The sequence below is a fragment of the Maridesulfovibrio sp. genome (genome assembly GCF_963677005.1).
Classification (GTDB): domain Bacteria; phylum Desulfobacterota; class Desulfovibrionia; order Desulfovibrionales; family Desulfovibrionaceae; genus Maridesulfovibrio.
The window spans coordinates 3469487-3488330 of the sequence record NZ_OY781616.1; the positions used below are offsets into that span (position 1 = coordinate 3469487).

16 protein-coding genes are annotated in these 18844 nt (G+C 52.5%); 8 read left to right on the plus strand and 8 right to left on the minus strand.

The annotated features are described in order from the left end of the window. Nucleotides 1–10: 10 nt before the first annotated feature. Nucleotides 11–1330, plus strand: a complete 1320-nt coding sequence (locus ACKU4E_RS15305) for a histone deacetylase (protein WP_320171950.1) — start codon at nucleotides 11–13, stop codon at nucleotides 1328–1330. Nucleotides 1331–1475: 145 nt separating this feature from the next. Here ACKU4E_RS15305 and ACKU4E_RS15310 read toward each other — a convergent pair whose 3' ends face one another. The 4 genes from ACKU4E_RS15310 to ACKU4E_RS15325 all read right to left on the minus strand — a co-directional run bounded on the left by ACKU4E_RS15310 (nucleotide 1476) and on the right by ACKU4E_RS15325 (nucleotide 5895). Then, entirely contained in the window at nucleotides 1476–3053 is a 1578-nt protein-coding gene (locus tag ACKU4E_RS15310) for a methyl-accepting chemotaxis protein (protein ID WP_320171951.1), read from the minus strand. A 389-nt stretch (nucleotides 3054–3442) separates the two neighbouring features. Next, nucleotides 3443–4327 (minus strand): 4-hydroxybenzoate octaprenyltransferase, encoded by an 885-nt coding sequence (locus tag ACKU4E_RS15315; RefSeq protein ID WP_320171952.1) that lies wholly within the window; start codon nucleotides 4325–4327, stop codon nucleotides 3443–3445. A gap of 29 nt (nucleotides 4328–4356) precedes the next feature. Then, nucleotides 4357–4800: a DMT family transporter gene (locus tag ACKU4E_RS15320; protein WP_320171953.1), complete on the minus strand. Its 444-nt coding sequence runs from the start codon at nucleotides 4798–4800 to the stop codon at nucleotides 4357–4359. A gap of 192 nt (nucleotides 4801–4992) precedes the next feature. Continuing rightward, complete coding sequence (locus tag ACKU4E_RS15325) at nucleotides 4993–5895, minus strand: metal ABC transporter solute-binding protein, Zn/Mn family (RefSeq protein ID WP_320171954.1); 903 nt, start codon at nucleotides 5893–5895, stop codon at nucleotides 4993–4995. 700 nt (nucleotides 5896–6595) lie between these two features. Between ACKU4E_RS15325 and ACKU4E_RS15330 the strand changes: the two genes are divergently transcribed. From ACKU4E_RS15330 to ACKU4E_RS15360, 7 genes are all read left to right on the plus strand, one after another. After that, a complete protein-coding gene (locus ACKU4E_RS15330; protein ID WP_320171955.1) occupies nucleotides 6596–7798 on the plus strand; it encodes an ammonium transporter in 1203 nt (400 codons plus the stop codon). A gap of 83 nt (nucleotides 7799–7881) precedes the next feature. Then, a complete protein-coding gene (locus tag ACKU4E_RS15335; RefSeq protein ID WP_320171956.1) occupies nucleotides 7882–8220 on the plus strand; it encodes a P-II family nitrogen regulator in 339 nt (112 codons plus the stop codon). 2 nt (nucleotides 8221–8222) lie between these two features. Continuing rightward, a complete protein-coding gene (locus tag ACKU4E_RS15340; RefSeq protein WP_320171957.1) occupies nucleotides 8223–10757 on the plus strand; it encodes an ACT domain-containing protein in 2535 nt (844 codons plus the stop codon). A 79-nt stretch (nucleotides 10758–10836) separates the two neighbouring features. Continuing rightward, nucleotides 10837–12513 (plus strand): methyl-accepting chemotaxis protein, encoded by a 1677-nt coding sequence (locus ACKU4E_RS15345; RefSeq protein ID WP_320171958.1) that lies wholly within the window; start codon nucleotides 10837–10839, stop codon nucleotides 12511–12513. Nucleotides 12514–12609: 96 nt separating this feature from the next. Then, entirely contained in the window at nucleotides 12610–13881 is a 1272-nt protein-coding gene (purD, locus tag ACKU4E_RS15350) for a phosphoribosylamine--glycine ligase (RefSeq protein ID WP_320171959.1), read from the plus strand. After that, nucleotides 13878–14372 (plus strand): 5-(carboxyamino)imidazole ribonucleotide mutase, encoded by a 495-nt coding sequence (gene purE, locus ACKU4E_RS15355; protein WP_320171960.1) that lies wholly within the window; start codon nucleotides 13878–13880, stop codon nucleotides 14370–14372. The genes purD and purE overlap by 4 nt, the downstream gene beginning before the upstream one ends. Before the next feature lie 29 nt (nucleotides 14373–14401). Continuing rightward, nucleotides 14402–15091, plus strand: a complete 690-nt coding sequence (locus ACKU4E_RS15360; RefSeq protein WP_320171961.1) for a LysE family translocator — start codon at nucleotides 14402–14404, stop codon at nucleotides 15089–15091. A gap of 12 nt (nucleotides 15092–15103) precedes the next feature. On the opposite strand, the gene ACKU4E_RS15365 is transcribed toward ACKU4E_RS15360, so the two are convergent. From ACKU4E_RS15365 to ACKU4E_RS15380, 4 genes are all read right to left on the minus strand, one after another. After that, nucleotides 15104–15469, minus strand: a complete 366-nt coding sequence (locus ACKU4E_RS15365; RefSeq protein ID WP_320171962.1) for a response regulator — start codon at nucleotides 15467–15469, stop codon at nucleotides 15104–15106. Between the two features lie 124 nt (nucleotides 15470–15593). Beyond that, a complete protein-coding gene (locus tag ACKU4E_RS15370) occupies nucleotides 15594–15947 on the minus strand; it encodes an Hpt domain-containing protein (RefSeq protein WP_320171963.1) in 354 nt (117 codons plus the stop codon). A gap of 286 nt (nucleotides 15948–16233) precedes the next feature. Beyond that, nucleotides 16234–18132 carry a molecular chaperone HtpG gene (htpG, locus tag ACKU4E_RS15375; protein WP_320171964.1) on the minus strand — a complete coding sequence of 633 codons (1899 nt, stop codon included), beginning with the start codon at nucleotides 18130–18132 and terminating at the stop codon, nucleotides 16234–16236. 100 nt (nucleotides 18133–18232) lie between these two features. After that, entirely contained in the window at nucleotides 18233–18844 is a 612-nt protein-coding gene (locus ACKU4E_RS15380) for a MerR family transcriptional regulator (protein ID WP_320171965.1), read from the minus strand.

Genomic DNA, 18844 nt, shown 5'->3' on the forward strand with positions numbered 1-18844 from the left:
CGGAGTTAAGATGCTCAAGGCTGATAACAGACTGGGAATCATTTTCTTCCCCGCCTTCGACTGGGCAATTTCACCTACCCATCCCGAAAGGGAAGAGCGGCTGCTCTATACTCAGGACCAACTGCGCGAAGAAGGTTTGTTCGATATTGAGGGCATTCGCGAATATAAACCGGAAGTGGCTTCCACCGAGGATATTGAACGGGTGCATTTCTGTTTTCCGGAGGCCGAGGCCGTGGCCACCCGTTCCCATTTTATCTCCGCAGGCGGAGCCATCAAGGCCGGAGAACTGGTCATGAGCGGCGAGTGTGACCGGGCCTTTGCGCTGGTGCGTCCGCCGGGGCATCACGCCATGAAAACCGTGCAGGGATCACGGGGGTTCTGCGCGATCAATATTGAAGCGATCATGTGCGAGTACATCCGCGAAAAGTACGGTCACAAGCGGATTGCCATTGTCGATACCGACTGTCACCATGGGGACGGCACTCAGGACGTCTACTGGCATGATCCCGATACCCTGTTCATCTCCATGCATCAGGACGGGCGGACCCTTTATCCCGGAACCGGATTCCCGAGGGAAGCCGGAGGTCCGAAAGCTCTGGGGCGCACGATAAACATACCTCTGCCGCCGGGAACTTCCGACGCCGGTTTCATGCTGGTCATGGAAAACATAGTCATGCCCATACTGGAGGATTTCAAGCCGGATATCATCATCAACTCCGCCGGGCAGGACAACCATTTCACCGATCCGATCACGAACATGAATTTTTCGGCTCAGGGTTACGCGGCGCTGAACTCCCTGCTCAAGCCCGATATTGCAGTGCTTGAGGGCGGCTATGCCATTCAGGGGGCACTGCCGTACGTGAACCTGGGCATAAGTTTGGCAATGGCCGGCATAGATTATTCGCATGTGCGCGAGCCCGGCTTCAATCCCGATGCTCTGCGTGAGTCCGATGAAATAATGAATTACATAGCCAGACTCTGCGACGGTATCAGGGATGTTTATTTTCATCCTCCTGCCGAGAGTTGCGAGGGCGTTGTCAGTGGGAACTGGTCGGTACGGCATCGGAATATTTTTTATGATACCGAAGGAATAACTGAATCCCAGACCCAGTCTCTGCTTCTGTGCGACAACTGCCGGGGACTGTTGAAGGTGGAAACGCAGCGGGAAAACGGGCCCATGGGGTTCGGTGTGGAAATCCCGCACGATGCCTGCGAAAAATGCCGGAATACAGGTTATTCTCTCCTTGAGGAGGCGCAGGTCAAGAGCCGTTACCGCTACATGCAGATGATCAACCGCAAGGACAAGGACTACCTGCGTTACGGGTTCTGACTGAAGAAGAAAAAACTCCTCAGGTTGTGAGGAAACTAAGCAGCCCCCGCCATGATCGACGGGGGCTTGTCATACCGTGGTAAAACTACCGGAAAGAGTTCGGGACTGAGAACCGTGTGCCGGGCAGATCCTTTTCTGCTGCGGTCTACTGCATGTCGGATATTATGCCGGAGAGCTCTCCGGCCAGGTTTGAAAGATTTCCGATGACTTCCGTTGAGCGAAGCATGGCTTTTTCCGTTTTTCCGGAAATCCGGCTGACCTCTACGGCCGACTGGTTGATCTGTTCACTAGCGGAAGCCTGCTGTTCTGCGGCAGTGGCAATATGGCGGATACGGTCTGCCGTTGACTCGGACATAGTGACGATTTCACTGAGCGCGTTGCCGGAATTGCCTGCCAACTCCGTACTTCTTGTTACGGCCCGGACAGCTTCTTCTGTTGCTCTTACGTTTGCCTTCGCCCCGTCCTGAATTCCTGAAACTGCTTTGTGAACCTCCGCTGTCGCCTGTACCGTCTTTTCGGCCAGTTTGCGCACCTCGTCCGCGACAACGGCAAATCCGCGTCCTGCTTCTCCGGCTCGGGCAGCCTCGATTGCGGCATTGAGTGCCAGCAGGTTGGTCTGGTCGGCAATATCTTCGATTACGCCGAGTACGTTACCTATTTCCTTGGATCTGCTGTCCAGATCTTCCATGGATTCTTTCAGTGTCTTTGCCTGTCCGGCCACAACGTTGATGGCTTCAATGGCCTCTCCGACAATTCTGGCCCCGTCTTCAGCCTTTTTCTTGGATTTATCAGCGTCTCCGGCTGCTTCCTGTGCATTGCGGGCGACTTCAAGGACGGTCGCGTTCATTTGTTCTATGGCTGCTGCGGTCTGGACTGTCTGTTCGTTCTGAACAACCGCGCCGCTGCGGGCTTCACCGACCATTTCGTGCAGTCGGGCTGCAGCCTCGCTGAGCTCGTTGACCACTTCATCGGCTTTTTCGGCTGCTGCGGAAATCCTTTCATTCTGATTGGTAATCTGGGCTTCCCGTTTTTTGAGTTCGGTGGTGATAATATAGAGACAGCAACCGCCGATAACGTTTCCTTCAATGTCATGAAGAGGGAAGAGGTTCGCAAGTACGTTTATGTCGCTGCCGTCGGTATGTTTGAATATTGCCTCACGGTTGGTTTCCCTGCGGTTTTCCTCCATGCAGTATCCAATGAGGGCCTTTCGGTCATCATTGTAAAAAAGTTGAGAAAGCGTGCGCCCATAGTATGCTTCAGGAGATTTCGGGGATCCGATCATATCCATGCATTCCTGATTTAGAAAGGTGATCTTTTCACTGATGTCGACAATACAGCAGCCTATGGGCAACCCTTCGAGTATGCTTCTGTTGAAACCGAGATTTTTTTTGAACTCATCGCCGAGTCGGTTGACGGACTCGATCAATCCGCCAAGGGCGTAGGAGGAGCAGCGGTCCATTTCGGAGTAAGTGCCGTTAAGGAGTCGGTCTGACAGATCGGCAACGCATTTGACCGGGCACGCGATAATTTTTTGCAGCATGTACAGCAACGCCGCGCCGAGAATTGCAAAAAAGGAAAAAAGAATAGCGGTAAGCTTCCAGCCAGAAACTTCTGCTCCTCCGGAAGTATACAGAAAAAGGACGCAGGCTGCCCCCGCGATCGCCAGCATGCCGAAATAAACTCCGGCAACCGGCCTTAAAATTTGCGCATCGTTCCCAGTCATGAAAGCTCTCCTTGTGGTTGCCGTGCCCAAGTCCTCGGTTCTGTTCATGGACCCGCCGGTAATAAAATATCGGCGGTGTCCATTCAAAACCCTCAGACCAGGCAAGACTCCTGATTCAAGCCTTCAATCCCGATACTAATACAAACACCTCGCGCGCACAGGTTAATGTCTGGAAATTAAATTGTCGATACGTTTTTTACACATCTGTAACAAATGGAACCTTTCTGAAGCATTGAAGGCTGACTCGGTTAGAAATTGCGTAAATTGTGTAAGGGTTTATCCGGAGAGTCTTTGTTAAAAAAAAGAACCGGCACTGTAATTGTGCCGATTCCGTTTTTTGTTCGGTGAAGAGTTGCTGTGTCCCTAAGCAGGGTGCTGCCAGCAGGCGTTTAGAGCAGGATGTCTGCCAGTGTCCCTACGAAGACAAGAACGGAAATAACTCCGTTCAAGGTAAAAAATGCCATGTTTACCTTGCTCATGTCCTCGGCTGAAATGACCTGATGCTCCAGAATCAGGATTGCTCCGATGATTGCGATGGTGCTGAAATATATCCAGCCCAGCCCGGCGGAAAGGCCTGCAAGCAGGAAGAATATCACGGTGTTTACGTGGCTGAAGGTGGAAATGCTTAGAGATTTCTGCAGCCCCAGATTGGCAGGGATTGAATTCAGTTCATGTTCCCGGTCGAATTTGCGGTCCTGAGTTGCATAGAGAATGTCAAACCCGGCAACCCAGAAAAGCACCCCGCAGAAGAAAAGCAGTGCGGTCATGGAAAATTCCGGGGCCACGCACAGCCAGCCTGCAACCGGTGCAAGTCCGAGTACAGAGCCGAGAATAAAGTGACAGATCATGGTGAACCGTTTTGCCAGCGAGTAGAATGCCGACCAGAACAGGGCGAAGAAGGAAAGCTTGTAGCAGAGTTCATTCATGCCCTTGCACGCCAGAACAAAAATTATCCCGCAGACTACAATAAAGCAGAAAGTGAACAGAGGACTGAGTTCTCCGGTCACCAGCGGACGGGTTCTGGTCCGTGGGTTTTCGCTGTCTATATTGATGTCGAAAAGCCGGTTTACTGCCATGGCAAAAGATCGCACAGCGACCATGCCCACTGTCAGCAGGGCGAAAGGTTTCCAGCCGGGCCAACCCCCGGCAGCCAGAAAGAGCCCCATGTAGGCAAACGGCAGCGCAAAGATTGAATGTTCGATTTTGATCATGCGGCAGACCAGTTCCGTATTATGGATAAGCAACCTGAAATACTTGCGCAAAATTGTCGGCACAACCCGCTCCTTATAAAGAGGTTTGTCAGCTAGAATTTTTCGATAAGCACTGCGCCGATCACGACCAGTGCCGCCCCGGCTATGCGGCCCGGAGTAGCCTCCCGCACGGCATAACCTATGAGTCCGTAGTGGTCCAGCAGAATGGAAGCCACCATCTGTCCGGCCACCATCCAGCACATCATGGTGCCCGCTCCGAGAATAGGAGCCACTATTACTGCCGCGGCCACGAAAAAGGCTCCCATGAATCCTCCGGTCCACATCCACCAGGGGCCTTTGAACACGGTGGAAGCTTCCGGTACCGGGATGCGCATAGCTATCGCATATCCAAGCAGGACCAGTGTGCCCACAGCAAATGAAATCAGCGCGGCAAGAACGGGGTCGCCTACAAAGCCGCGTAAGCGCATGTTCACCCCCGCCTGCGTGGGTGCAAGAGCCCCGAACATGAATGCCATTGAAATAAAAAAAGAACGCATGCTTTCTCCTTTCCGCGTATTGTCGGCACAGGATACATTGCTTCCCGGATAATGCAAAGCCGCCCCGCGATCATTAGATTGCGGGGCGGCCTGGTTGCGTCATGCCGGGGAGTGGTCGTTTTTCCTTAAGCCTTGCGGAAAGATGAGGGCTGCGGTTCAGTCCAGGGTTTTCTGCGGCAAAATCAAGACCGGTTATCCGGCATTCTTGTGGAATGCCGCCGCGGCGTTCCTTAAGTTCTCAGCCCAATCTTCGGCCAGCGGGTCTGCGACCAGAACCGCTGCCCCGATTGACGACGCTATGGCCTCTGCGCTTTTGCGTGAAAACTGAGGTTGAATGAAGATTGCGGATACAGAATTCTTCCTTGCAATTTCGATCAGTTCTCCCATCTCTTTGGGGCTTGGCTCCTTGCCTTCAATTTCGATAGGTATCTGGCGCAGGCCGTAGCTTCTGGCAAAATATCCCCATGAGGGGTGATAGACCATGAATCCTGCTCCCCTGGGGGCATCGGAAAAAAGTTTCAGCAGTTCGGTATCAAGCGAGTCTATCTCCGCCGCAAACTTAATGTAGTTGTTGCGGTATAATGATTCATGAACCGGGTCCTTTTCAATGAGCGTATCGCGTATCTTCATAGCCATAACGCGTACCAGCGGAGGAGACAGCCAGATGTGGGGGTCGGCTATGAAATTGTCGTGATGCTCCCCTTTGTCCATGGGTACATGCTTCGGTTCGCCCGAATGGTGAACATGGTCCTGCATGGGCACACGGACCACCTCTCTGCTGAGGTCCACAATATTCAGGTCCGCATTGGCCCCTTTGAATCGCGGTAGCCAGGCCCGTTCAAATGGAACACCGATGGCGTAATAGATTTCCGCCCTGCTGAGTTGTGCCATCTGCCGGGGTTGCGGTTCATAGGTCGCCGGACTGCTTCCAGGCCGGACCATCACGTTTACCTGCACAAGGTCTGCCCCTATTTTTTCAACGAAATATTTCTGGGGAACAATGGATACCGTGATCTGCAAGGGATCGGCGTATCCTCTGCCTGCGAGCATTACAGTGAGAACCAGAAAAATCGGAATTATGCGTATGACTTTCATTCCATCATCCTTCTGTTGAAATTGAATATCAATTAGCGTTTTTAAATACATTTCTGTTGAAGTCAACAATTATGTAATAAATTTCCTTTCAAACATGCAGTTTCCAACTGTTTCCGGGGAGCGGAAGATACCTTACAAACTTCATAAAAAATGTTGAGTGCAACGTCCGTGTAAAAAACAACTTTATTTACACCTTATTGCGATTTGCAGCCGAAGTTTCCCCGGAACATCGTTCCTTCCCTCGGGCAGCAAGTCATTTTAACCGTCATTGCAAATTTTTTATGCAGTCTTTTTTCATCAAGTCCATATTTTCTGGCTGTACAGACCTTATAAAAAAATTTTTCTGCAGAGTACGCAGTTTTGTCTGTTGGTGTTTTTCGGAATCACAGTGTTATAAAATTGCGTTTTTCACCCCGATTTGCCTGTCCTGTTTCTCGGTTGCTCGGTTGTATTTTTGTTTTAATGTATAAAAACTACTTTTTTGAAGGTATAAAAAATCTGAAAATTGCAAATATGTATTTTGGGTATCTTTTTGTGGCTCTTTGAGTTAGAAGGGTGCCGATTTTGGTATAAAGTGTGCTTTAGTGTAGTGGAAAGTTCATTTTTGAAGGTAATTGTTTGCAAGTTTGTAAAAAACGATCTTGGTTAAACCGGGGTTAGAAACAGAATTGTAAAAAAACACAACGGGGGTTTGTAGAAAATGAATCCGGCTGATACTTCTTTCATTCTCATATGTGCGGCTCTTGTCATGTTTATGACTCCGGGGCTGGCTCTGTTTTACGGCGGTATGGTGCGCAGCAAAAACGTTCTTGCCACCATAATGCAGAGTTTCATCATGCTCGGGCTTGCTTCCATTGTCTGGGCGATCATAGGCTATACCCTGTCGTTCGGTCCTGATATCGGCGGCATCATCGGGGGGATGGATTTCTTCGCCCTTAACGGTGTGGGCATGGATACGCTCAACAGTCCTGCCGATAATCTTCCTCACCTTCTTTTCATGATTTTCCAGTGCATGTTCGCAGTAATTACTCCGGCGCTTATTACCGGAGCATTTGCGGAACGCATGAAGTTCGGCGCACTGGTTATTTTTACAACTTTCTGGGTGATTCTCGTCTACTCTCCCATGTGCCACTGGGTCTGGGGCGGAGGTTGGATGGGCAGCGACGGTGCGCTCGACTTCGCCGGTGGAGCCGTTGTTCACATGAGTTCCGCAGCCGCGGCGCTGGCCGGTTGCCTTGTAGTAGGTAAACGCAAGGGCCACGGACGCGAACCTTTCATTCCCCACAACCTGCCCATGACCCTGCTTGGAGCCGGTATTCTCTGGGTCGGCTGGTTCGGTTTCAATGCCGGTAGCGCGCTTGCAGCCAACGGTCTTGCCGCCAATGCTTTTGTAACCACCCATTTTGCCGCTGCCGCCGCCGTTCTGGGCTGGCTGCTGGTTGAGACCATGCATGCCGGCAAGCCGACTACTCTCGGTGCTGCCTCCGGTGCTGTTGCCGGGCTGGTTGCCATTACTCCTGCGGCCGGTTTCGTAACCCCCATGGCTTCCATTGTCATCGGACTGGGCGGGGGCGCAATCTGCTACGGCGGAGTGCTGCTCAAGTCCAAATTCAATTACGACGATTCCCTTGATGTTGTGGGTATTCACGGCGTTGGCGGAACCTTCGGGGCTCTTGCAACGGGGCTGTTCGCAAGCATCGGGGCAGAGGGGCTTTTTTACGGAAATCCCGCGCAGCTCTGGATTCAGGCCAAGTCCTGCGTCGCCACCTGGGTATACTGCTTTGTTGTAAGCTGGATACTGTTTAAAGTTATCGATAAGCTTTACGGACTCAGGCCTTCAGAAGAAGGTGAGGTCGCCGGTCTCGACCTTTCCGAACACAGCGAAACCGGATATCAGATTTAGTTTGGAAAGTATGACATGGTGGCTCGTAAGGCCGCGGCTGGGACCGTATGGTCCAGGTGCAAACATATAATGAGGTTCTTCTTATGAGAAAGATTGAAATAATTGTAAGGCCGTTCAAGGTCGATGATGTGAAGGAAGCAGTTGCTTCCCTCGGGCTGAAGGGGATGACGGTAACCGAAGTCAAGGGATTCGGCCGCCAGGGCGGACACAAGGAAGTCTACCGCGGCGCCGAGTATCAGGTTGATTTTCTGGTCAAGACCAAGATTGAAATCGTGGTCGAAGCGGAGCGTGTGCCCGAAGTAATCGAGGTGGTAAGCGCGGCCGCAAGGACCGGAAAAGTCGGTGACGGAAAGATTTTCGTCATCCCTGTTGAAGAAGTCGTGCGTATCCGCACCGGCGAAACCGGACCCGAAGCTATCTAGAAATGATCCCGGATTCAACCGCCGGCCTTGTTTCAAGAGGTGCGATAGAAAATCTGCTCGCAGCGCGGGAAATACTTCTTGCGGCATGCTCCAGAAGCATGCCGCAGGATTTTCCGCAGCAGATGTCGAGGCTGGTGGACTGCTATTTCACGGAAAGAGTCTCTGAGGCTGTTGCAGCCGGAATACTCTCGCCGGGTGAACGGCTTTCAATAGTTGCTGTAGGCGGGTACGGGCGCGGCCAACTGGCTCCGCACTCGGACCTGGATGTGCTGATGCTCTCCGACTACATGTCCGGTACGGATCTGGAGGAGCTTTCCGCTTTTCTTTTCCATCCGCTTTGGGATCTGAAGTTTGAGGTGGGGCATGGCGTGCGTTCGGTACAGGACAATCTGGATTTGGCCGGGGAGGATTTCAAGGTGCTGGCTTCATTGCTGGACCTGCGATTCATCGCCGGTGACGAGGAGCCGTTCAGGGCGCTATTTGCCGGGCTCAGGGAAAAAATTCTGCCTGCCTGCGGTCGAGACTTCTGCCGCACTCTCTGGGAAAACCGCAGTAAAACGGGGATCGGGATGGATTCCGTTGTTCTGGAGCCGGAGCTCAAGAACGGCTGGGGCGGATTGCGGGACGTGCAGTTCATCCGGTGGTGTGCGGATATCCGGGGCGGTTTTTCGCCTCTGAATCAGGATGATCTCGGTGATCTGTGCAGAGATGAGTCGCTGATCACGCGGACCCGCTGCGCAGTGCATCTCCTGCGGAAGCGCAAGCAGGACAGGCTGATTCTGGATATGCTCCCGGATGTCGCATCGCTGTGCGGAGTTGCCGGGTATAATCCTGCAAAGCGCGGTAATGATCTGCTTACCATGGTTCATCGGGCAATGGTCCGCATCCGGTCAATGGGCGATGCTCTGTATCGGGAATCGTTTGCGCGGGATTCCTTTTCCTTCATTGATTGCGACGGTCCGGTTGACCTCGACAGGGGGGTGAAGATTTTCGAGATCAAAGCCCGCACCGGGGAACCGCTTACCCGCGAGGCCCGCAGAGCCGTATCAAGGGTAGAAAGCGCTGCAGGGGTCAGTGTGGAAAAGGCTCTGCTGCGTTTAATAGGCATTCTCAAGGGAGAACACGGCTGGCGCGCTTCTCTGGAAATGCTGGACAGCGGACTCTTCAAGTCGTTTCTCCCCGAGTTTGCCAATGTGTCCGAACTTGTCCCCTATGACGGTTATCACCAGTATCCTCCCGGACGCCATTCGCTGCTTACCGTGCATAAGTGCTGCGATATCTTCCGTGACGAGTTTGCCGAAGGTGGAAAGTGTATTTCCACAGGTGATTTTGATGCCCTTGTGCTTGCCGCCCTTTTTCACGATATCGGCAAGGGCGGGGCAAACCATAGTGAGCGCGGGGCAGCCATTGTGGAGGATATCCTTTCCCGTACCGGACTGCCTGCCCGGTTCAAGGAGGATGTTGTCTTTCTGGTCCGTGAGCATCTTCTGCTCGTACGCTCTTCGCGCGCCCTTGATCTCAGTTCCGTGGAGTCCCTGCGGTCAATAGCCGGGACAGTCCGTTCGGCGCGCCGGCTGCGCATGCTGTTTATTCTTTCCATGGCCGATTCCATGGCTACCGGGCCCAGGGTCTGGAATTCGTGGAGCGAGGCGTTACTGCGCGAGATTTATGCCGGACTTGAACTTGTTCTTACCGATGAGAACTATTCAGTCCTAGAAAGCGGTGACATTCTGGATGATGCTGTCCGCAGGGTCTGGCTGGCCTCCGCCGGGGATTTCGAGCCTCAGGTTGTGGAATCCATGCTGGCGGCAATGCCTGAACGGTATCTGCTGGCAGAGGACCCTGAAGATATAGTCCTGCATATGAAGCAGGTGCGCGAATTCAATGCCCTTTACGAGAAGGATCTTGTTCGCAAGCCGTCAGGCAAGGGCGGAAAAGGCATCAATCTTGTAAGGAGTTTTGCTACAGATGATGAAAGTCGGGTCAAACTTGTCATCACTGCACGGGATCAGGATTTTCTGTTTGCCACCCAGAGCGGGGTGCTTGCCCTGCATTCGGTTAATATCCTGTCCGCAGAAATTTTCTCCTGGGCGGACGGAACAGCCGTTAACACCTTTCTGGTGGAGTCTCCGGCTGAAGACGGACCTGCCGATATCTGGGCACGGGTGGAGAGGGCCGTTATGTACGCGCTTACCGGAAGGCTCTCTCTGGATTATCGGCTGCATAAGAAGCGCAACTCGCCCTATGCCAGACCGGGCAGGGTGCGCGTGCCGACCAGGATAACAGTGGATAATGATTCCAGTGAATCATGCACGTTGATAGAGGTTATTGCGCAGGACCGTTCCGGTCTGCTTTACGATATGGCAGCGCTTTTTTCCAGGATGAATGTTGATTTGCGTATGGCCCGTGTTTCAACCACCGGGCAGAGTGTTTTTGATGTGTTTCATGTCGAGGGGCCCGAGGGGGGGAAAATCGAGGATTGTGAACACGTGAAAGAGCTGGTCAGTGCCCTTGAATATGCACTTTCCAACCACTAGCACAAAGCCGCCTTTCAGCATGCCGCAGGCATGTTGCCTCAGCAGCAATTCAATCCGCTTTACCTGACAAGGAGAATTTATGTTTTCAAGGCTTATGATCCATCTGGTCATAGATGTTGCTTTGTTTTGCATTGTCTGTGTCCTGCTCATTGTTTTCCCTGATATGTTTTCAGGTAAGAATGTGCTGCCTCTGCTCGGACTTTTCGGGGGCGCTGTACTTGTTTCGGCCATTTCCATTTTACTTTCCGCAGCTAAGATCAAAGACACCTGCGGAACCCTCAACAATTGGATGGAATGTCTGGCCGGCGGGACATCGTTCAAGGGAGATTCCGAGGCCGTTCTGAATCTGGCTCCGGCTGCGGCTGATCTGGAAAAGCATCTGAACACCGTCACTTCCGAACTTGCTGATGCCGGAAGGCAGTGTGATATTGAAATTGCAAAACAGCTTGAGGCCTACAAAATGGCCGAGGAAGCCCGGCTCAACGGCGAACAGGCCCGCTGCAAGGGTTTGCTTTCCGCTGCCGGAACTCTTGAACTGGCTGTGGAAGGGATTCGGAGCAGTTGCGCAACCCTTGACGGCGCTTCCTCAAGGGCCAGTTCCGGTGCGGACAGGCAACTTGATTTTCTGTCTTCAGTTGTGACTTCCATGGAGCAGATTGATGTTTCGATAAGGAACTCCGTTGAACGAGCCGAATCGGCTTCCGTGGATGCCGAGCAGGCCGCTGAAAGAGCCCGTTCGGGGGAAGAGATTCTGGACCAGACCATCGAGTCGATCAATTCGGTCATGACCAATACCAACGAATTGAATGAACGGGTGGAGACTCTGGGGCGGCAGGCTGACGGCATCAGCAGCATCATGAGCGTTATTTCCGATATTGCCGACCAGACCAACCTGCTGGCGCTCAACGCCGCCATTGAGGCTGCCAGAGCTGGGGATGCCGGACGCGGGTTTGCCGTGGTTGCCGATGAAGTCCGTAACCTTGCTGAAAAAACCATGGAAGCAACCCGCGATGTAGGTTCTGAAATAGGCCGCATTCAGGAGCACGTGCTGAAAACCGTTGACGGCGTCAACATGATCACCGGGCTTGCCGGTGACGCATCGGAACTGGCTTCCCGTTCAGGTCAGGCTCTTGGTGAGATTGTCGATCTGGCCGCCAAGAGTTCTTCCGGAGTACGGCTGATTGCCGAGGAGGCTCTGCAGCAGGCCGAAGCCAGCAATGCGGTGCGTGAGGCGGTCACGGAAGTGCACACCATCTCCGATGAAACCGGTTCCGCCATGAGTGGGGCCGCTGAAGCCGTATCCGATATGAGTGGTCGTGTCTTGGAACTGGACGAACTTATCGGGGTTTTCAAGCTTGTCGGTAACGGGAGTGTGCAGGAAGTTATCGATTCCCTTGCAAAGTCCAGGGATGTGCTTTCCATGGACAGATCGCTTCAGGAAAGGGCCATGCGTACAGCTGTGCGTAACAGCAGCTTTCTTGAACTGCTCTATATTACCGATCATACCGGAAAACAGGTGGTCAGCAACATCAGCGGACAGTGGGACGGTTATGCGGAAGACAGTGCCGCTTTAGGTACCGACTGGTCCAACCGGGAATGGTTTCGCGGGGTTGCGGAGGATAAGACGATTTATATCTCCGATGTATACAAATCCAGCGCGACCGGTTTTAATTGCATAACTGTTTCCGGGCCGTATTTCGGCACCACAGGGAATCTGCTGGGAGTAATTGCTGCGGACGTGCGTATAAACGGGTAATGGTGTACACTCGTTCCTGCGGATATGCATTCCCTTGCCAAAATGGCGATATTTTTCTAAGGGAAGCCTAGCTTAATCTGTGGAGAGGATAGTCTCATGAAAATACTTATAGTCGGATCAGGAGGAAGGGAACACGCCCTGGCCTGGAAGATAGGCCAGAGCCCCAGGGTTTCCGAAATATTTATCGCCCCCGGCAACGGCGGAACACGCCTGGAGGGAACAAACGTTCCCATCAAGGATGACGACCTGCCCGGACTGGTGAATTTTGCCAAGGAAAACAAAATAGACCTGGTGGTCGCGGGGCCTGAGCTTCCGCTGGTGCTGGGTATAAAGGAAGCCTTGGAAAAAGAGGGCATCCCCTGTTTCGGCCCCGGAGCGTATGCTGCGAACCTCGAAGGCAGCAAGGCTTTTTCAAAGATTACCATGCGGGATTCCGGCGTGCCGACCGCTCCTTTTCAGGTTTTTGATGAATTTGAGCAGGCCAAGGCGTTCGTGGAAGAAAAGGGCGCTCCCATTGTTGTCAAGGCGGACGGCCTTGCCGCTGGCAAGGGAGTGGTTGTTGCCTCCTCGGTAGAGGAAGCCGTTGAAGCCCTTGACGATATGATGGTCAAGAGAGTCTTCGGTTCTGCCGGCGACAGGGTTGTGGTCGAAGAGGCTCTCAAGGGAGAAGAAGCTTCCTTTCTGGCTTTCTGTTCCGGAGAGGATTATGCCCTGCTTCCTTCCGCTCAGGACCACAAGGCTGTCGGCGAGGGAGATACCGGACCAAATACCGGCGGTATGGGCGCATACAGCCCCGCTCCGATTCTTCCGCGTGAAAAATATGCAGAGACTGCGGAGCTGGTTATCAGACCGATCCTCAGTCATCTGGCCCAGCGCGGCGAACCGTTTACCGGCATATTGTACGCCGGACTCATGTATACAGATGCAGGACCTTCGGTTCTTGAATATAATGTCCGTTTCGGCGATCCGGAGTGTCAGCCCCTGCTGATGCGTCTGGATTGCGATCTCGTTGAAATCATGCTCGCCTGTGTCGAGGGCCGTCTCCCTGAAGTTGAAGTCGGACTCAAGGACGAGACAACTCTTTGTGTAGTCATGGCTGCCGGAGGATATCCCGGCTCGTACGACAAGGGCATGGAAATTCGCGGGATTGAAGAAGCCGAAAAGATAGACGGTGTGAAGGTCTTTCAGGCCGGAACCAGATTTGAAGACGGCAAGACCCTGACCAGCGGCGGAAGGGTTCTGGGAGTAACCGCTCTTGGAGCCGATCTGGGTGAAGCCCAGAAAAAGGCTTATGAGGCTGTCGAACGTATTTCTTTTGACAAAGCCTATTTTCGTCGCGATATAGGTAACAAGGGTCTTAGAAAATGAGTGCAAAAGTAGCTATTATCATGGGGTCCATTTCGGATAAGGACACAATGCAGCCCTGTTCCGACCTGCTGACCAAGCTGGGTGTTCCCCATCGGTTTACTGTTTCATCCGCACACCGTACCCCGGAAAGAACGGCCAATCTGGTCAAGGAACTTGAAGAGGGCGGGTGCGAGGTGTTCATCTGCGCGGCAGGACTGGCAGCGCATCTTGCCGGAGCTGTTGCCGCAAAAACCATCAGGCCGGTCATCGGCGTCCCGATCTGCGGTTCTCCTCTCGGGGGAATGGATGCACTGCTGGCGACTGTTCAGATGCCTCCGGGATTCCCGGTCGGCACCGTTGCCCTTGATAAGGTCGGCGCCCGCAACGCTGCCTGGATGGCTGCGCAGATTATTGCTCTGCATGATGAAAGCCTGGCCGGTAAGATACGCGAAGCCCGGCAGGGATTTATCGAATCCGTAGAGCAGGCTGCCGCTGAACTGGAAAGCAAATAGGTGACAGCCGACCAGTCGGATGTCCGAAAATGAATGATATTCCGCCGCAGTCGAAATATTTCGGCTGCGGCTTTTTTACGCGGGGTACGCTGATGGATGTTAAGTTCTGGTCCGTATACGTGCTTACGGTTTTTCTGGCTTCCATAGTTCCGGGCCCGAGCATGATTCTGGCTCTGACTCACGGAATTCGGTTCGGCACAAGACGTGCGCTGGCCACAGCTTCTGGAAACTGTGCTGCATCTTTTCTGCAGGCTCTGGTTTCCATGGCCGGACTTGGAGCCCTGCTTGCCGCTTCCGAACCGGCTTTCATGGCCGTCAAATACGCCGGAGCAGCCTATCTTGTCTGGATAGGTATAAATGTGTTCAGGGCCGGAGATTTCAACGTGGACTCAGCCGGGATAAGCAGTGACAGGGAAGTTTCCTCAGGCAGGCTTTTTCTGCAGGGATTCTGGGTTGCTGCGGGCAATCCCAAGGCGATTATCTTTTTCAGTGCTCTTTTTCCCCAGTTCATAGGTTCCGGACAGGCTTCGGTGGGACATTTCGCGGCAATGCTCATTCTGCTTTGCATCATAGCCTTTGCCTGCATGATGATTTACGCCTGCGGGGGACAGCGTCTGAGAGACGTTTTCAAGGAATCTTTTCTGGTACGGTCTGTGAATAAAATGCTGGGAACCGCTTTTGTCGGCCTGGGGGTTGGACTGGCCTGTTCGCGGAGGTGATACCGGCCCGGGCTAGGCCAGCATGGTGTGGACGGTTTTGAGCAGGTCCTGTCGGCTGAAAGGTTTTACCAGAGCTTCGCCTGCTCCGAGTACCTTGGCCTGTTTCAGGTATTCGAGACCAGTGTATTCTCCTCCGCCCGAAATAACCAGTATTCTGCTGGAAGCGTTTTTCTGCTTAACTTCCATTATGGCCTGTATTCCGTCCATGTTGGGCATGAAAATATCTATGATGACCAGGTCTACTGTGTTTGACTCAAACAGTTCCATACCCTCTTCGCCGTCAAGAGCGGATAATATATTGAACTGTTCATCACGCAGATAATGCCTGAGCAGATCCAGCATTTTGGGATCATCATCAACAATCAGAATTGTTTTCATTTTTGTTTCATGTCCGGTTAAAAGTGATTGTTTTGCCTCAGTTAATACAACTGTGTAACAATTGGAAGATGCAAATATGTTACTTGTTGTATAAAGTGTTGTCTTTTTTCTCCGTTCAGTCAAATCAAACAATTGTGTCCGGCAACTCGGCAACAGCGGCGCGTACCACTGCCTCAGCCTTTTTACTAAGCGCTTCGGACTCTGCAATATCGTTGTTTCCGGCTGCTTTTTCAAGGGCCGCGCAGACTGAATATGCCAGAACCGCACCAACAGCACCGCATTCCGCCTTAAGTGTATGGGCGTAGCCTACCACCTTCTCTATTTCGCCTTTGGATAGATGTTTTTTCATGAGATCAAGAAGGTTCGGAGCTTCACTCTTGAATATTGCTATGGCTTCTTCAAGAAGTTCTGTATCGCCGCAAAATCTGGCAAGGGCTTTCGGCAGGTCAAAGGGATCGGGCATGTCTTTTGCGGTCATATGTAAATCTCCTGTTCAGGTGCGGGTGTGCTTTTTCATGAAGACGGATAATTTTTGTACAGGCTTCCAGCAATAATACTCCTTTGTCTTTTTCGGTTCAACAAAGGTTTGTATAAATGTGTTATAAAAATGTGCTGGCCCTGCAGAAACAGAGTTTTGGCTTCAGGGGTTCAAGGGGTATTCCGATTAGGATAGTCGGGGTGGAGTTCTGCGGAGAAAAGGCCCCGGAGAATTATCCGGGGCCTTTTGGTGGGCAAATAGTGCGGTTAATTGCAGGCTGTCAGGATCAGTCTTTCTTTTCGAGTTCGGCGTACCAGCCACCGGCCTTGGTCAGGAGGTTCTGGATACGTCCGACCAGTGCGTGGGGGTCGCTAAGGTAGCCTTCGAGCAGGAGGGCGGATTCAAGCAGTTGCCTTGCGGACAGAGCGATGAATTCGTCATCGGCATTTGTCTTGAAAATAGCCAGCATGGAGCGCAAAAGCGGGTGGTCTGCGTTTATTTCCATGGTCTTGGCCGGGATGGAGCTGTCCTTGTTCATGGCTTTCATGAGCTTTTCCATGGAAGAGGTCATGTGTCCATCGGGGTTTACCAGACGGCAGGGGGAATCGGAAAGGCGTTCCGAAATCTTGACTTCGGCAACCTGGTCTCCGAGAATTTCCTTCATCCTGTCTGCCAGAGCCTGCATGTCCTTTTCCTGATCCTCGGAAAGCGGGGCCGGTTCGTCCTCTTTTTTGGAAGATTCGAATTTGTCCAGTTTTTCAAGGTCCGCGTATTCGGCTGCGACAAGGGTGAAGTCGTTGTACTCGCGCATCCCTTCCATTACGAACTCGTCAATGGGTTCATACAGATAGAGAACTTCAAGGTTCTTGCGGCGGAAGATCTCAAGGTGCGGGTTGAGGTTCGCGGCTTCGCGGCTGGCTACGAAAGCGTAGTAGATTTCTTTCTGCTCTTCCTTGGCGCGTTCGATGTAGTCGTCAAAGGAAACGAGGGTTTCTCCGTCTGCATTGGATGAGTCGAAGCGCAGAAGTTTCGAATATTTTTCCCTGTTGATGAAGTCCATATGTCCGGCTTTGAATATCTTGGAATGGGCTTTCCAGAATTTTGCGTATTTTTCCGGATCGTCCGCAGCCAGTTTTTCCAGCTGTCCGAGGACCTGCTTGGTCAGGGTGGCGCTGATTTTGCCTATGAGCAGGTTGTCCTGCAGGGTTTCACGGGAGATGTTGAGCGGAAGGTCTTCGGTATCCACGACTCCCTTGATGAAGCTTAAGTATTCGGGAAGCAGGTTCTTGTTCTGCTTTTCGATGAGCACGCGGCGAACATAGAGGTCGAGGCCCCAGTTGTCGCGGTCCATTCCGAATATGTCGAGATCGTTTTCCGGAATGAAGAGCAGGGAGTTGAACTGTACCGGCGCATCAACGGAAAAGTGCAGAGTGTCGATGGGCGGCTGCGAGTCATAGGTAAGGAATTTGTAGAATTCTTCGTACTGCTCGGGTTTGATCTGAAATTTCGGTTCACGCCACAGGGCGGGGACAGTATTCACTCTTTCTCCGCCGATCATGATCGGGAAGGAAACGAAGTTGGAATGTCTTTTTACAATGCCCTTGAGGGTGTCCTCGGAGCCGAAACGGTCTTTGTTTTCTTCGTTGAGGAATATTTCAACGGTCGTTCCATGACCCATTTCTTCGTCGAGAGTGGTCAGTTCGTAGGCGCTTTTGCCGTCGGAGACCCACTGAACACCGGGTTCGTCCTGCTTGTATGACTTGGTGCGGACCACGACCTTGTCCGAAACCATGAATATGGAATAGAAACCCACGCCGAAACGGCCGATGAGCGTGTCCAGATTTTCCTTGGAATCCGCAGCCCTTTTCACGAATTCGGCCGAACCGGAATGGGCGATGGTACCTATGTTGGCCATCACTTCTTCTTTGGTCATGCCGATACCGGTATCGGATACGATCACGGATTTGTTGTCTTCGTTGTAGGAAATGGTGATTTCCGGGTCGACGTCGTCGTTCAGGTCCGGGTCGCTGTTGATGGCGAAACGCATTTTATCAAGAGCGTCGGATGCGTTGGAAACCAGTTCGCGCAGGAAGATTTCGCGGTTGGTGTAGAGGGAGTGGACCAGGATGTCCAGAAGCTGGTTTACTTCTGCCTTGAATTCGAATTTTTCGGTCTGTGCTGTCATAGTTTTCCTCCGGTAATACAAAATCCCTTCCGGCCTGAACATTAAGGGCGGAAGGTAATTGGAATTTTATAAGGGGAATGCCTTGCAATGCAGGCCAGACTTAATTAGTTACGCCTTTGAGCTTGTCAAGGAGATACTTTTCCATTTCACGGCGGTCTTTGCGCAGCCTGATGAGTTCCGCTTCCATTACGGCGAGCTTTTCTCTGAGTTCCGTGTTTTCGGACTTCAGACTTTTCAAGGCTTCTCCCTGCTCACTAATGTTTCTGGCAGTCTGATCCATGCTGTCCTGCAGCTCATCCGGGAGCATGGTCTGGGCGGGAATGCAGGCCATAAGGCCTTTGAGGCCGTCATTGATGGATTTTGCTATTTCAGAACCCATGGCTGCGGCCATCTGTACGGCAGCTTCCATAGTAGGCTGTCCGGAAGTCGGCCCGGGAAGTTCCGGCGGTGTCCCGCCTTGATCAACGCTCACATTTACCGGATACCTGCGTGAAAGTTCGGCCATTACATCTTCTGCGGTATGTCCCTGCTTCAGCATTGCGGATATGAGTCTGAATGCTTCCAGGGCTTCGGGCCGGAAGCGTTTCTGCCGGTTGTGCCCGGAACTCGGCAGGTACTGGGCAAAGCGGTTTTTCCAGTAGTGCAGAGTTGATTCGGGAACTTCCAGGAGACGGGAAATTTCTGCTATGGACAGAAGTTTTTTATCCGGCAC

Bases quoted from the DNA above. Each gene is read 5' to 3' on its own strand.
- ACKU4E_RS15305 (WP_320171950.1), top strand. From the start codon at position 11: ATGCTCAAGGCTGATAACAGACTGGGAATCATTTTCTTCCCCGCCTTC.
- ACKU4E_RS15310 (WP_320171951.1), bottom strand. From the start codon at position 3,053: ATGACTGGGAACGATGCGCAAATTTTAAGGCCGGTTGCCGGAGTTTAT.
- ACKU4E_RS15320 (WP_320171953.1), bottom strand. From the start codon at position 4,800: ATGCGTTCTTTTTTTATTTCAATGGCATTCATGTTCGGGGCTCTTGCA.
- ACKU4E_RS15325 (WP_320171954.1), bottom strand. From the start codon at position 5,895: ATGAAAGTCATACGCATAATTCCGATTTTTCTGGTTCTCACTGTAATG.
- ACKU4E_RS15330 (WP_320171955.1), top strand. From the start codon at position 6,596: ATGAATCCGGCTGATACTTCTTTCATTCTCATATGTGCGGCTCTTGTC.
- ACKU4E_RS15335 (WP_320171956.1), top strand. From the start codon at position 7,882: ATGAGAAAGATTGAAATAATTGTAAGGCCGTTCAAGGTCGATGATGTG.
- ACKU4E_RS15340 (WP_320171957.1), top strand. From the start codon at position 8,223: ATGATCCCGGATTCAACCGCCGGCCTTGTTTCAAGAGGTGCGATAGAA.
- ACKU4E_RS15345 (WP_320171958.1), top strand. From the start codon at position 10,837: ATGTTTTCAAGGCTTATGATCCATCTGGTCATAGATGTTGCTTTGTTT.
- purD (WP_320171959.1), top strand. From the start codon at position 12,610: ATGAAAATACTTATAGTCGGATCAGGAGGAAGGGAACACGCCCTGGCC.
- purE (WP_320171960.1), top strand. From the start codon at position 13,878: ATGAGTGCAAAAGTAGCTATTATCATGGGGTCCATTTCGGATAAGGAC.
- ACKU4E_RS15360 (WP_320171961.1), top strand. From the start codon at position 14,402: ATGAATGATATTCCGCCGCAGTCGAAATATTTCGGCTGCGGCTTTTTT.
- ACKU4E_RS15365 (WP_320171962.1), bottom strand. From the start codon at position 15,469: ATGAAAACAATTCTGATTGTTGATGATGATCCCAAAATGCTGGATCTG.
- ACKU4E_RS15370 (WP_320171963.1), bottom strand. From the start codon at position 15,947: ATGACCGCAAAAGACATGCCCGATCCCTTTGACCTGCCGAAAGCCCTT.
- htpG (WP_320171964.1), bottom strand. From the start codon at position 18,132: ATGACAGCACAGACCGAAAAATTCGAATTCAAGGCAGAAGTAAACCAG.